The 12,930-nt window shown below is 69.6% G+C and carries 12 protein-coding genes; 6 read left to right on the top strand and 6 right to left on the bottom strand.

Features of this window, described 5'->3' with window-relative positions:
* Window positions 1–119: 119 nt before the first annotated feature.
* Window positions 120–1,049: a hypothetical protein gene (locus tag TEF_20520; protein ID ANK83634.1), complete on the top strand. Its 930-nt coding sequence runs from the start codon at window positions 120–122 to the stop codon at window positions 1,047–1,049.
* Between the two features lie 26 nt (window positions 1,050–1,075).
* Here the strand turns inward: TEF_20520 and TEF_20515 are convergent, their stop codons facing one another.
* From TEF_20515 to TEF_20505, 3 genes are read right to left on the bottom strand one after another with little or no spacing between them, the layout of a single operon-like run.
* Complete coding sequence (locus TEF_20515) at window positions 1,076–1,516, bottom strand: hypothetical protein (GenBank protein ANK82920.1); 441 nt, start codon at window positions 1,514–1,516, stop codon at window positions 1,076–1,078.
* Window positions 1,517–1,568: 52 nt separating this feature from the next.
* On the bottom strand, window positions 1,569–2,942 hold the full coding sequence (locus TEF_20510) for a hypothetical protein (protein ID ANK82919.1): 1,374 nt from the start codon (window positions 2,940–2,942) through the stop codon (window positions 1,569–1,571).
* Window positions 2,936–3,658 carry a DNA-binding response regulator gene (locus TEF_20505; protein ANK82918.1) on the bottom strand — a complete coding sequence of 241 codons (723 nt, stop codon included), beginning with the start codon at window positions 3,656–3,658 and terminating at the stop codon, window positions 2,936–2,938. The genes TEF_20510 and TEF_20505 overlap by 7 nt, the downstream gene beginning before the upstream one ends.
* A gap of 183 nt (window positions 3,659–3,841) precedes the next feature.
* Here TEF_20505 and TEF_20500 point away from each other — a divergent pair, with 183 nt between their 5' ends.
* Together TEF_20500 and TEF_20495 are read left to right on the top strand one after the other, a co-directional pair.
* On the top strand, window positions 3,842–4,354 hold the full coding sequence (locus TEF_20500; protein ID ANK82917.1) for a hypothetical protein: 513 nt from the start codon (window positions 3,842–3,844) through the stop codon (window positions 4,352–4,354).
* Between the two features lie 86 nt (window positions 4,355–4,440).
* Entirely contained in the window at window positions 4,441–5,124 is a 684-nt protein-coding gene (locus tag TEF_20495) for a hypothetical protein (GenBank protein ANK82916.1), read from the top strand.
* Here TEF_20495 and TEF_20490 read toward each other — a convergent pair.
* The gene (locus TEF_20490) at window positions 5,074–6,222 is read right to left on the bottom strand and encodes a hopanoid biosynthesis associated radical SAM protein HpnH (GenBank protein ANK82915.1); all 1,149 of its coding nucleotides are present in this window, start codon (window positions 6,220–6,222) and stop codon (window positions 5,074–5,076) included. The genes TEF_20495 and TEF_20490 overlap by 51 nt on opposite strands.
* A gap of 107 nt (window positions 6,223–6,329) precedes the next feature.
* Entirely contained in the window at window positions 6,330–8,897 is a 2,568-nt protein-coding gene (locus TEF_20485) for a hypothetical protein (protein ANK82914.1), read from the bottom strand.
* Between the two features lie 96 nt (window positions 8,898–8,993).
* Between TEF_20485 and TEF_20480 the strand changes: the two genes are divergently transcribed.
* Genes TEF_20480 through TEF_20470 form a run of 3 tightly spaced genes read left to right on the top strand, consistent with a single transcriptional unit; the run spans window position 8,994 to window position 11,261 of the window.
* Window positions 8,994–9,611 carry a hypothetical protein gene (locus tag TEF_20480; GenBank protein ID ANK82913.1) on the top strand — a complete coding sequence of 206 codons (618 nt, stop codon included), beginning with the start codon at window positions 8,994–8,996 and terminating at the stop codon, window positions 9,609–9,611.
* A 22-nt stretch (window positions 9,612–9,633) separates the two neighbouring features.
* Window positions 9,634–10,581: a hypothetical protein gene (locus TEF_20475; GenBank protein ID ANK82912.1), complete on the top strand. Its 948-nt coding sequence runs from the start codon at window positions 9,634–9,636 to the stop codon at window positions 10,579–10,581.
* On the top strand, window positions 10,578–11,261 hold the full coding sequence (locus TEF_20470; GenBank protein ID ANK82911.1) for a hypothetical protein: 684 nt from the start codon (window positions 10,578–10,580) through the stop codon (window positions 11,259–11,261). Before TEF_20475 ends, TEF_20470 begins: the two co-directional genes overlap by 4 nt.
* A 10-nt stretch (window positions 11,262–11,271) precedes the next feature.
* Here TEF_20470 and TEF_20465 read toward each other — a convergent pair whose 3' ends face one another.
* Complete coding sequence (locus TEF_20465; GenBank protein ID ANK82910.1) at window positions 11,272–12,771, bottom strand: methylmalonate-semialdehyde dehydrogenase (acylating); 1,500 nt, start codon at window positions 12,769–12,771, stop codon at window positions 11,272–11,274.
* Window positions 12,772–12,930 lie beyond the last annotated feature (159 nt).

The following is a 12,930-nucleotide window of genomic DNA, read 5'->3' as shown; positions in this document are numbered from 1 at the left end:
GGAAAGGACGCGACACCATGGCCGACAGCACGCCCTTCGAACTGCAGCACTGCCTGCTCGACGAATCCGAGATCCTGCCCATGCTGGAAGGCCGGCGGCAGAAGGTCGGCGGACGGGTCATGGACCCGAAGGCGCAGGTGGTCGCCGATTTCTCGAATTCGGTGCGCGTGCCGCCCGAGGCGGTGCCGCTCCCGGATCTGCGCAAGCAGTTGCTGACACTGGTCGGCCTGCTGGACGTACCCGCGCCGGAACTCCACGAGATTCGCGATATCCGGGCGCCGGGCGGCGACGGCGAGATCGCCGCGCGGGTCTACCGGCCGACTGCCGGCAAAGAGAAACTGCCGGTGCTGGCCTTCTTCCACGGCGGCGGCTGGGTCCAGGGCGACCTGGACAGTCACCACGGCCTCTGCGCGCGCCTCGCGCTCTGGTCCGGCGCAATGGTCGTTTCCTTCGACTACCGACTGGCGCCGGAGCACCCGTTCCCCGCCGGCGTCGAGGACTGCCTGGCCGCCTATCGCTGGCTGCGCGGCAACGCCGGTGACCTGGGCGGCGACCCGGCGCGGGTCGCCGTGGGCGGCGATTCGGCCGGCGGCAATCTGTCGATCGTGGTCAGCCAGCAGGCCGCGAAAGCGGGCGAGACGCCGCCGGACTTCCAGCTTCTGATCTACCCGGCGACGGACTTCGCCATGGACACGGCCTCTCATGCCGATTTCCGGGAAGGGGCGATCATCCCGCGCGACCGCATCCTCTGGTACATGAAGCAGTATCTGACCGAGGAGCGGGCGAAGGCCGACACGCGTGCCTCGCCGATCCGCATGGCCGACCTGGAAGGGCAGCCGCCGGCGCTGGTGCAGACGGCCGGGTTCGATCCCCTCCGCGACGAGGCGAGGGCCTATGCCGACCGGCTGGCGGACGCCGGCGTCGACGTCACCTATCATGAATATCCCGGCCAGATTCACGGCTTCATGATGCTGGCCAAGGCGATCCCGCAGGGCCTCGTGGCCACGCGCGAGGCGGCGGACTACATGCGCCGCCAGTGGTCGCTGTGAATGGCTGAAACCGGCGCCCACCCGGTTCAGCGGCGGCTTTCGAGATAGCGTCGCGCCGGTCCGAACAGCGCCATCCGCGCCGCTTCCTCCGGCGTCGCCCACAGCGCTTCGGCGATCTCGACCGGATCGATGACGAGCGCGGGCCGGGCGTCCAGCTCGATCTCGTGCACCTCGACGACGTCGCGGCGGAGCCCGTAGCGCAGTACCTCGCGGCCGGCGGGCCGCAGATGCGCCTCGTCGACCGCCACGCCGGTCTCCTCGGCCAGTTCCCGCGCCGCGGCCCGGACATAGCTCTCGCCGGCCTGGCGACGGCCGCCGGGCAGGGTGTGGTAGCGGTTGTAGGAATTCCGCACCAGCAGGATATGGCCCTCGCACCAGACCGCCGCCATGGCGCCGTCCAGCGGCGGGAAGGGCAACAGCCGCAACCCCGCCCGGGCGGCCCAGGCGAAGCGGTAGGCGGTGCGCAACGCGCGTACCCTGACCCTGCCGGTACCGGCCGGGTTCTGACGGCCCATCGGACTACGCCGGTCCGGCCGGCAGCGGCAGGCGGGCGGTGGCCACCAGTCCGCCGCCGGCGCGGTTGGCGATAGTCAGGTCGCCGCCCAGCCGCCGGAAGACGTCGCGCGCCAGGGCCAGGCCCAGGCCCGTGCCGCCGGTGTCGCGGCTGCGCGAGGCCTCCACGCGGTAGAAGGGCTGGAAGACCTTCTCCAGCTCCGCCTCCGGCAGGCCCGGTCCGTCGTCGGCCACGGTCAGAACGGCGTCATGGTCGGTGCGCCAGATCCGGATTTCGGCACTGCCGCCATAGCGGACGGCGTTGTCGATCAGGTTGCCGGCGGCGCGCTTCAGGGCCACGGGGCGGCCGTTCACGGCCAGGCGCGCAGGTCCCTCGAAGCGGACGCCGTCATCGCGCCAGTCCTCGGCCATGTCGCGCACCAGAGAGACCAGATCCAGCCGCACGACCGGTTCGTTGGCCTGGTCGCCGCGCACGAAGCCCAGCGCCGCGTCGACCATCATCTGCATGTCGTCGATATCGCGTTCGGCCTTGCGCTGCTGTTCGGCGTCGTCGATGAACTCGGCGCGCAGCCGAAGCCGCGTCAGCATGGTCTTCAGGTCGTGGCTCAACGCCGCCAGCATCAGCGTGCGGTCGTCGACCAGGCGCTTGATGCGCTGCTGCATGGTGTTGAAGGCGCGCGCGGTCTTCTTGAGTTCGCGCGAGCCGCGCTCGGGCAGCGGCGTCGCATCGACGTCCAGGCCGAGGCGGTCGGCGGCGGCGGCCAGACCGCGCAAGGGCCGCGTCGCGCGGTGCGCCGCCCAGACCGAGAACAGCCCGATCACCAGCATCATGCAGAGCACCCAGAAGGCGCTGCGCAGGGCCCAGCGGAGCGAGGTGAGATCGGTCGCCAGCGTGGCGTGCAGCCACTGGCCGTCGGCCAGCGTCGTGGCGACGATCAGCTTCCTGCGGCTGGGAAACAGATCGGGGTCGTCGGAGCGCGGCCGGCGGCCGAACAGCGGCCGGTCCCATTCGCCGACCCTGGACATCGCCAGCGGCCGGTCGCCGAGCCCGCCGAGCAGATCGCGCGCGTGCCGAACGGCGTGCCGGTCTTCCATCAGCTCGTCGTCCGGCGGCGGCGGTCCGTCCTTCAGTTCGATGCGCATGGTGGGGCCGGACGCGGCGCGGATGAGCGCCGGCCGTTCCGCCGCCGGCAGCCGGTCGAGCAGCCGGACGACGTTGTCGATGCGCCGCGCCGCCGAATTGGCGAACAGGTGCGTCGCCGCGTCGGCGCGGTCCTTGACGTACCAGCCCACCGACAGCCCCAGGGCCAGCAGCATCAGCAGCATCAGGATCATGGCCAGACGCGCGGCGATGCCGCCCTCGCGGAAATGCCTCAGCATGGGCTGACGTCCGCGGCGAAGTAGTAGCCGCCATGGCGCACGGTCTTGATCAGGCGCGGTGTCTTCGGGTCCTCGCCCAGCTTGCGGCGGAGGCGGCTGAGCGCGACGTCGACCGAACGGTCCAGCGGCCCCAGCACCCGCCCGGAGGTCAGATCGGCGAGCTGGTCGCGGCTGAGAATCTGCTGTGGCCGTTCGACGAAGGCCTCCAGCAGGTCGAACTCGCCCGAGGTCAGGGTGACCAGCGTCCCCTCCTCGTCACGCAGCTCGCGGGTCCGGAGGTCGATCTGCCAGCCCTCGAAACGCAGCCGCCTCGCCCGGGCCGCGCTCTCGGTCCGCTCCGGCGTCTCCCCGCCGCGGCGCAGCACCGCCCGGATGCGCGCCAGCAGTTCGCGCGGGTTGAACGGCTTCGGCAGGTAGTCGTCGGCGCCGATCTCCAGGCCGACAATGCGGTCCGCTTCCTCGCCCAGTGCGGTCAGCATCAGGATGGGAATGCCGGACTCCTGGCGCAGGCGGCGGCAGATGGCGAGGCCGTCCTCCCCCGGCATCATCAGGTCCAGCACCAGCAGGTCGAAACGGCCGCCGGCGAGATGACGGTCCATCTCCCGCCCGTCGGCGGCGGTATCGACGCGGAAGTCGTGGCGGCTCAGGAACTTCGCCAGCAGATCCCGGATCTCCCGGTCGTCGTCGACGATGAGGATGTGTGGCTTGCGCTGCATGGCCCCGATTTATAACGCCCGAGCGGCGGCGGCGCGGCTTTTTCGTAACCGAAGGTAACGGCGGCGGCCCCGGTTACCGGCGGTTACACACCGTTGCCCCCGGCGGGTCGCGGACCGGGGCGCGGGACCGTAGATCGGATGGGTCGACCGGAACCGGGCGACGCCCGACAGAGGAGAGCACCGATGAAGACCCGCATGAAGATCCTGCTGATCAGCGCCGTTTCCGCGATTGGCGTCGCGGCCGGCGCCGCCGGCATTGCCGCCGCAACCTCGGACGGCGCCTTCAGCCATGCCGGCTGGGGCAAGCACCGCGGCGCCGAACTGGTCTGCAGCCAGGGCGAGGAGCGGCTGGAGGACGTGGTCGCCTTCGCCCGTTTCCGCCTCGACATCCGCGACGACCAGATGACCGAATGGAACGCCTTCGCCGAGGCGGTGCGCACCGGCGGAGACGAACTGCTGACGACCTGCGAGCGGCTCGACGCCCTGCAGGAAGGCGATGCGCCGGCCCGACTGGCCGAAGTGGAGATGCTGATGGAGAAGGCGCTGGGCGCGACGCGCCGCATTCGGGGCGCCTTCGATCCGCTCTACGCCGCCCTGGACGAGGATCAGCGAGCCACCGTCGAGCGCCTGACCCGCCATCGCCACGGCCGCCACCACGGCTACGGCGACGGCGAGACGGAAGAGAAGAAGGGCTGATCCGGCACCCACGGACCGGTCCTTACCGGCTCCGCTTTCCGGTCTATAGTGCCCGCTCGGCGCGACCGGAAGGCGGGGTCTTTCTTTTGCTGGGCGTACTCTGCGGCATACATCGCGAGGGCAGGATCATCGAGGCCGCGGCCGCCGCGGCAGGCACGCCGGCCATGGTGCGCTGTTCCGGCGCCAGCGCCGCCAACGCCGCACGCGGCGCGCGGGAACTGGTGGAAGCGGGGGCCACGCGCCTGCTGAGTTTCGGCGTCGCCGGCGGCCTGGCCGACGATGCGCGGCCCGGCGACCTGCTGACGCCGGAGCGGGTGCTGGACCAGTGCGATGGCGACTGGGCCGCTGATCCAGAATGGCTCGCCGCGCTGCGGGCCGCCTGGCCTGAAGGCCGGCCGGATGCAGTGCTCGGCGTCGACATGGCGGCGACCACCATCGGCCAGAAGGTCTTCCTGGGCGCAGCCTTTCCGGCCGCCGTGGCCGTGGACATGGAAAGCCATCATCTGGCGCGGGCGGCCGCGGAGGCCGGCCTGCCGTTCCTGTGCGTCCGCGCCGTCGCCGACGACCGGCGCTCGCTGCTGCCGCGTGCGGCCATGGCCGGCGTCGGGCCGGCGGGCGACGAACGCCCGCACCGGGTGCTGCTGTCGCTGCTCTACCGGCCGCACGAGATCAAGGCGCTGATCCGGCTGGCGCGGGCCAGCGGGCGGGCCTTCCGAACCCTAGGCCGCGTCGGACGCGCCGGTCCGTGCCTTGGTGTCGGGGGCGCCTGACGTCGCCTTCTCGACCACGCGGTCGAAGACGAACTCGGCCGGGCGCTGGTTCTCCAGGCTGATCTCGGGCGCCATGGGCCCGTCGGTACGGATGCCCTTCAGCGCCACCATCAGGCCCTTCAGCGGGTTGCGCACCATGTCCTGCACGGCGGTGGCCTCATAGCCGCAATGGACCATGCAGTCGGCGCACTTCTCGTAGTTACCGGTGCCGTAGGTCTCCCACTCGGTCTCCTCCATCAGTTCCCTGAAGGTGGCGACATAGCCTTCGTTCAACAGGTAGCACGGCCGCTGCCAGCCGAAGACGTTGCGCGTCGGGTTGCCCCAGGGCGTGCAGCGGTATTCCTGATTGCCGGCCAGGAAGTCGAGGAACAGGGGCGACTGGCTGAAGGGGTACTTCACGCCCTTCGCCTTCGCCTTGGCGAAGATCTCGCGGAAGAAGGTCTTGGTCCGCTGGCGAGTAAAGAAGTGCTCCTGGTCGGGCGCGCGCTCATAGGCGTAGCCCGGCGAAACGGTAATGCCCTCGACGCTCAGTTCGCGGGCGAAGTCGAACAGCGCCACGGCGTCGTCGGCCTTGGCGTTGTCGAACAGGGTGGTGTTGATGTTGACGCGGAAGCCCTTCGACTTCACCAGCCGGATGGCTTCCACGGTCTTCTCGAACACGCCGTCCTTGTCGACCGCGCGGTCGTGATGCTCGCCCAGCCCGTCCAGGTGGACGGAGAAGGTCAGGTAGGGCGAGGGCTCGAACAGGTGGAGTTTCTTCTCCAGCAGCAGCGCGTTGGTACAGAGATAGACGAACTTCTTTCGCTTCACGAGCTCGGCGACGACCTCGCCCATCTCCTTGTGGATCAGCGGCTCGCCGCCGGCGATGGAGACCATGGGCGCGCCGCATTCCTCCGCCGCGCCGACGCATTCGTCGACCGACAGGCGGCGGTTCAGGATGTGGTCCGGATAGTCGATCTTGCCGCAGCCGGGGCAGGCGAGGTTGCAGCGGAAAAGCGGCTCGAGCATCAGCACGAGCGGGTAGCGCTCGGTGCCTGTCAGCCGTTGCTTCAGGATATAGGCTCCGACGCGGAGCTGCTGGCGCAAGGGAACACCCAAATCCGTCTCCCACTGAGGTTCGAATGGTTCGAATGTGCTGTCGCATCGATACACGACAGGTTGTGCACCCGCAACATGACGCGGCGGCGCTGTCGAACAACCAACTGTTACTGTGACATTTCAGAGCGCCCGGTCACGCGGATGAGCGCCGGCAGGAAAATCAGCGTGGCGAACAGGATGGCGATGATGGCGATGGTCAGCAGCCGTCCCATGGAGGCCATACCGAGATGCGGCGCCAGCGCCAGCCCGCCGAAACTGGCCAGCGTGGTCAGCGAGCTGAACAGCACCGCCCGGGGTGTCGACGACCGCATCAGCCTGTCGGGATCCTCCAGCCGCCGCCGGCGCAGCACCAGATGGATGGAGCTGGCGACGCCCAGCCCGAAGAGCAGCGGCAGGACGATGACGTTGGCGAAATTCAGCGCCTCACCCAGCAGCACCGCCGCACCCAGGGTCATGACCGCGGCCAGGAGCAGCGGCGCCAGGGTAAGGAGGATGTCGAAGGGGTGGCGCAGTACCATCCCGATCAGCAGGGCGACGAGAACGGCGGCCACCACCGTCGCCGTGCGGAAGCTGTCCAGCACCGCTTCGCCGGCGGCGGTGACGATCGCGGGCGTGCCGGTCGCCTGTGGCAGCACGGTCTGGGCGCTCTCCGCGAAGGACCGCAGTTCGCTGTTCGAGTCGATCGGGTCGGCGGGGAAGATCTGCACCCGATAGCGGCCGTCGTCGGTGACCCAGTACTGGCGGAAATCGGGCGGGGCGTCGTCCGCCGTGACCGGTCCGGCGTCGAAAGCGGTGCGGATGTCGGCCAGCCAGTGCGGCAGCAGGCCCGTGACCCGGGTCTCGAACGCAGCCAGACCGGCGGTGTCCATGGCCTGCAGTGTGTTCGCCAGACGGCGCGCGGCATCGTTCAGCGCCCCGCTGTCAGGGGCCGCCGAGACGGCCGCGTCGAAACCGTCGACCGCCTGCCGCCGCTCCGCGTCCGTTGGCGGCGGTGCGGGTGTCGCCGTGAGCACGGGGAACAGGAACAGGGCGGCGTTCTGCAGGGCCGCCAGCTTCTTCGCCTGGTTGTCGGGAATGAAGCGGCCCAGGTGCAGCACGCGGCCGATGCCGGACCGCTCGGCGAGCGCCTCGGCGGCGCGCGCGGCCGCTTCGGGTCCGGCCGTCAGCCCCTCCAGCGCGTAGCCGCCGCCATCGTCGCCCCGCGCCAGTTCGAAAAAGGTCGCGACGGATTCCGATTCCGGGTCCTTCAGCAGCAGGGGATTGAAGTCGAAGTCAGAGAACGGCGTCAGGATTGCGCCGCCCATGCCCAGTACTGCGCCCAGCGCCACGACCGGCCGCGCCAGCCGCCCCGTGCGGCGGCCGGGCTTCGCCGGCGGGCGCGGTTCGGCTTCGCGGGAGCGGACGCCCAGCGTCAGCAGGGCGGGCAGCAGCGTCAGGTTGAGCGCCACGGCGATGACCATGCTGCCGCCGGCGATGACGCCGAGTTCCGCCAGACCCCGATAGGGCGTCGGCAGGAAGCTGAGAAAGCCGATGGCGGCGGCCAGGGCGCTCAGCACCAGCGAGGCGCCGACGCTGCGCCCGGCGTCGCGCACCGCCGCCGGCCCGCGTCCCGATTCCCGGGCCCGCAAGGTAAAATGGATCGAGAAATCCACCGCCAGTCCGATGAACAGGACCGCGAAGGCAACCGACAGCAGATTGAGCTGGCCGACGGTGAGTGTGGCGAAACCCAGGCTGAGCGAGAGGCCGGCGGCGAGCACGGCGATGGCGGCGAGGACGTCCCGGACGCCGCGCAGACCGAGGAACAGCAGCAGCAGAATTCCGCTGGCCGAGAGCGCGCCGGCCCAGGCGCCCCCGAGTTTGACGCTGTCCAGTTCCTCGGTGTCCAGCGCCGCGTCGCCGGTCAGACGGAATCCGATCGCATCCGGATAGCCGGCGAAATGCGCGCGCAGGTCTTCGATCGCCGCCCGGGCGGGAGACAGCGTGGCGAAATCCTGCACCGGCTTGGCGACGACGATCTGGCGGCCGTCCAGCCCGCCCTGGCCCTCGACGGCGAGTTGCCGCCGCCAGGAGAGCATTGCCGGCGCGTCCGGGTCGTCCTCGGCCATGGCGGCCATGGTGGCGACCAGATCGGCAAGCTGGACCGCCTGGACGCTTTCCGGATCGGCCTGTTCCAGCGCCAGTTCCAGCATATCCAGCAGGCCGACGAGATCCGGCCGCTCGGCCAGCACCGCCAGCAGGCCCTGGGCCGCGGCGAGGCGGTCGAGAAAGTCCTGCAGTTGCTCCGGTTCCATGTAGAGCAGGCCGTTGCGCCTCAGGAACGGGTCGATGGCCGGGGCGCGGACATGGCTGAACAGCCTCTCCTGTGCGCGCATGTGCGTCATGACGCCGGCGGCAGCGATCTCTGCCTGCTCCGGCGTCGGCGCGTCGATCACGACGACCAGCTGGTCGCCATACCAGGGGAAGGCGTCGCGGTATTCGATGGCCGCCTGGCGAAACGGCGTCTCCGCCGAAATCATGTCGAAATTGTCTGTATTGATCCCCAGATGTCGGCCCGACACCGCCAGGGACAGGGCCGACAGCAGGACGGCCGTCAGAATGACCAGCAGCGGCCGCCGGGCCGAGAAACCGGCGATGCCGGCGGCGATAACCGCGATATGGTCGTTTCGGCGTGCCATGCGCTCCTGTCCGTCCCGCCTGCCGCCGCCATCACTTGGCCGGCGGCGCGTATGATGCTCTAACCGAGACGGTCGCGACCGTCGAGACGGGGAACCATGAACGCAATCGACAAATCCATCCGGCTTCTGGCCCCGCTGCTTCTCGCGGTCACCCTGACCGCGCCGTTCCAGGCCGCCCACGCCGCCGGCGAGCGGGAGGCCATCGAGCGCCTGAACGACACCCTGCAGGCCGCCATGCGCGATGGCGGCGAGCTCGGTTTCCAGGGCCGCTTCGACCTGCTGGAGCCGGTGCTGGGGGAGGTTTTCGACTTCCGCCTGATGACGCGGATCGGGCTGCAGCGCTACTGGGACGGCATCGCCGAGGCCGACCGCGCGGCGATCATCGACGCCTTCCGGCGCATGTCCGTCGCCACCTATGCCAGCCGCTTCGACGGGTCCGGCCGGATCAGCTTCAGCATCGGGGAGACCCGCGAGGGCCCCCAGAACCTGGTGCTGGTGCCGACCGTGATCGAACGCGCCGCCGAGGATCCGGTCAATCTCACCTATGTCATGCGCGACAGCGGCGCCGGACCGGCGGTCATCGACGTGCTGGCCCAGGACAAGTTCAGCGAACTGGCGCGCCAGCGTGCGGAGATGTCGTCGGTCTTCGGCCGTTCCGGTGCGGCCGGCCTGATCGAGACCCTGAACGCCAAGACCGCCGAACTGGCCGGCTGACGGTGGCCGACGGGGAGGGGGCATGCTGACGCTGCTGGCCTTTCTCGGCCGCTACGCCACCCTGGTCCTCGCCTTCGGCGTCTTTCTCGGCTTCGCCTTTCCCGGCCTCGCCGCGCTGGTGCGTCCCTGGCTGGCGCTGTTCATCATCGGCCCGCTGGTCATCGCGCTGATGCGCATCGACTGGGGAGAGATGCTGGGCTACTTGCGCCGCCTGCCGCTGGTGGCGGTGCTGTGCGTCTGGATGCTCACCGTCTCGCCGCTGGCGGTCTTCCTGATCCTCGACGGCACGGCCGTGGCGCCGGGGGTGCTGGCCGGCATCGTGCTGATGGCCGCGGCCCCGCCCATCGTCTCGGCGGCGGCGATCGCAATGTTTCTCGGCCTCGACGGGGCGATCATCGTCGTCGCCACGGTCGCCGCCATGTGGCTGACGCCGCTGGTGCTGCCGCCCATGGCGCTGAACCTGCTGGACCTGCATCTCGACATTTCGCTCGGGCTTTTCATGCTGCGCCTGGCGGGCCTGGTCGCGCTCGCCTTCGTCGCCGCATGGGTCGGCCGCTGGCTGCTGGGCCCGGAAAGGCTGGCGCGGGCGCGCGTCCATCTCGACGGCGCAGCGGTGCTGTCGATGCTGCTGTTCGTCGTCGGCGTCTTCGACGGCGTCACCGAGATGGCGCTGGCCCAGCCGCGCCACGTCATCCTGGCCTGCCTGCTGGCCTATCTGTTCAATATCGGCCTGCAGGTGGCCGGCGCGGCGGCGTTCTGGCGTCTCGGCCGGCGCACGGCGCTGTCGATCGGGCTGATGAGCGGCAACTGCAACATGGGGCTGGTGCTGGTCACGCTCTCCGACAAGGCCGACCCCGACACGGCGATGTTTTTCGCCGTCGGTCAGCTTCCCATGTACACCCTGCCGGCGCTGCTGACGCCGCTCTACCGGCGCCTGCTGAAGACCGAGACACGGGAGGCAAGGACATGAGCCGCACCATCCTCATCACCGGCGCGGGCCGGGGCATCGGCCGGGCGCTGGCGGAACACTACCTGGACAAGGGCGAGACGGTGCTGGCCACGGCGCGCGACACCGGCGACCTGGCGGATCTGGTCGAACGCGGCGCCGAGGCCTTCGAGCTGGAGGTCACCGACCAGACCCGGATCGACCGGCTGGCGGCGGACCTCGGCGACCGGCCGATCGACGTGCTGATCAACAATGCCGGCGTGATCGGTGGCAAGGGGCCGCAGACGCTGAGCAACCTCAATCAGGACGACTGGGCCGAGACCATGCGGATCAACGTCTTCGCGCCGTTCCGCATCACCGAGGCGCTGGTCGGCAACATCACCGCGAGCGCGGGGAAGACGGTCGCCATCATCTCCAGCCGCATGGGCTCGATCGATCAGAACGCCTCGTCGGAGAAGATCGTCTACCGCACCTCGAAGGCGGCGGTGAATCAGGTCGCCAAGGCGCTGCACAACGGCCTGCACAGCCAGGGCGTCAAGGTTGTGCCGCTGCATCCGGGCTGGGTCGCCACCGACATGGGCGGGCCCAGCGCGGCGGTGACGCCACGGGACAGCGCCCGCGGCCTCGCCGGCGTCATCGACAATCTTCGCCAGGACCAGTCCGGGCGCTTCTGGGACTACCAGGGCCAGGAACTGCCCTGGTAGCCCCGAAGGTTCAGGACTTGATGGTCGGGATGGTGAAGTCCGGACCGATCTTGACGCCGCCCGGCCAGCGCGAGGTCACCGTCTTGATCTTGGTATAGAATCGGACGCCCTCGGGCCCGTGCTGGTTGGTGTCGCCGAAGGCCGAGTTCTTCCAGCCGCCGAAGGTGTGGAAGCTGAGCGGCACCGGGATCGGCACGTTGACGCCGACCATGCCCACCTGGACCTTGCGGGCGAACTCGCGCGCCGCGTCGCCATTGTGGGTGAAGATGGAGACGCCGTTGCCGAACTCGTGGTCGGAGGGCAGCTTCACGGCTTCCTCGAAGTCCCGGGCGCGCACCACCGACAGGACGGGACCGAAGATCTCCTCCTTGTAGATGCGCATGTCGGGCTTCACGCGGTCGAACAGGCAACCGCCCATGAAGTAGCCGTTCTCGTAGCCCTGCATCCGGAAATCGCGGCCGTCGACGACCAGCTCCGCGCCTTCCTCGACGCCCAGGTCGACATAGGACTTCACCTTGGCCAGGTGCTCGGCGGTGACCAGCGGGCCGAAATGCGCGTCCGGATCGCTGGAGGGGCCGACCTTCAGGCTTTCGACCTTCGGCCTCAGCGTATCGATCAGCCGGTCGGCGGTGTCCTCGCCCACCGGCACAGCCACCGAGATCGCCATGCAGCGCTCGCCGGCGGAACCGTAGGCCGATCCGATCAGCGCGTCGGAGGCCTGCTCCATGTCGGCGTCGGGCATGACGATCATGTGGTTCTTCGCCCCGCCCATCGCCTGGCAGCGCTTGCCGGCGGCGGCGGAGCGGGAATAGATGTACTGCGCGATCGGCGTCGAGCCGACGAAGCTCACCGCCTGGATGCGCGGATCGTCGAGGATGGCGTCGACCGCCACCTTGTCGCCGTTGACCACGTTCATCACGCCGGCCGGCGCGCCCGCTTCCATCATCAGTTCGGCCAGCCGCATGGGGCAGCTCGGGTCTTTCTCCGACGGCTTCAGGATGAAGGTGTTCCCGCAGGCGATGGCAATGGAATACATCCACATCGGCACCATGGCCGGGAAGTTGAACGGCGTGATGCCGGCGACGACGCCCAGCGGCTGGCGCATGGAGTAGAGGTCGATGCCGGTGCCGACGGCGTCGGAATATTCGCCCTTCAGCAGGTGCGGAATACCGCAGGCGAACTCGACCACTTCCAGGCCGCGCTGCACCGAGCCCTTCGCGTCGGGCACGGTCTTGCCGTGCTCCTGGGAGACGAGCTCGGCCAGCTCGTCCATGTTCTTCTCGATCAGCTCCTTGTAGCGGAACATCACCCGCGCGCGCTGCATCGGCGACGTCGCCGCCCATGCGGGGAAGGCGGCCTGGGCGGTGGCCACGGCCTTCTCCATCTCCGCGGTCGAGGCCAGCGCGACCTCCTTGGTCTGCTCGCCCAGGGTCGGATTGTAGACGGGATAGGTATTGCCCGACCCGCCGGCGACGTGCTCGCCGCCGATGAAATGACCGATCTGCTTCATGGTTTCTCTCCCCGCAAAAGCCATGTCTTCCGTTGCGGCGGACTGTAGGCCCAAAGGCGCGGGAGCGGCAAGCCGGAGCGGACCCGCTTGAAGCCCGGCGGGGAGCGCGCATCTATCGGGAACGGCGTGTGCCCGGCGCCCAGGGAAGGCAGGTATCTC

The sequence above is a fragment of the Rhizobiales bacterium NRL2 genome (genome assembly GCA_001664005.1).
Lineage (GTDB): Bacteria > Pseudomonadota > Alphaproteobacteria > Minwuiales > Minwuiaceae > Minwuia.
The sequence above is the reverse complement of the archived record's forward strand: the minus strand, read 5'-3'. Positions and strand labels throughout refer to the sequence as shown.

Coding starts and splice junctions, on each gene's coding strand:
- TEF_20520 (ANK83634.1), top strand. CDS start 120: ATGGACCCGAAGGCGCAGGTGGTCGCCGATTTCTCGAATTCGGTGCGC.
- TEF_20480 (ANK82913.1), top strand. CDS start 8,994: ATGAACGCAATCGACAAATCCATCCGGCTTCTGGCCCCGCTGCTTCTC.
- TEF_20465 (ANK82910.1), bottom strand. CDS start 12,771: ATGAAGCAGATCGGTCATTTCATCGGCGGCGAGCACGTCGCCGGCGGG.
- TEF_20475 (ANK82912.1), top strand. CDS start 9,634: ATGCTGACGCTGCTGGCCTTTCTCGGCCGCTACGCCACCCTGGTCCTC.
- TEF_20470 (ANK82911.1), top strand. CDS start 10,578: ATGAGCCGCACCATCCTCATCACCGGCGCGGGCCGGGGCATCGGCCGG.
- TEF_20510 (ANK82919.1), bottom strand. CDS start 2,942: ATGCTGAGGCATTTCCGCGAGGGCGGCATCGCCGCGCGTCTGGCCATG.
- TEF_20505 (ANK82918.1), bottom strand. CDS start 3,658: ATGCAGCGCAAGCCACACATCCTCATCGTCGACGACGACCGGGAGATC.
- TEF_20485 (ANK82914.1), bottom strand. CDS start 8,897: ATGGCACGCCGAAACGACCATATCGCGGTTATCGCCGCCGGCATCGCC.
- TEF_20500 (ANK82917.1), top strand. CDS start 3,842: ATGAAGACCCGCATGAAGATCCTGCTGATCAGCGCCGTTTCCGCGATT.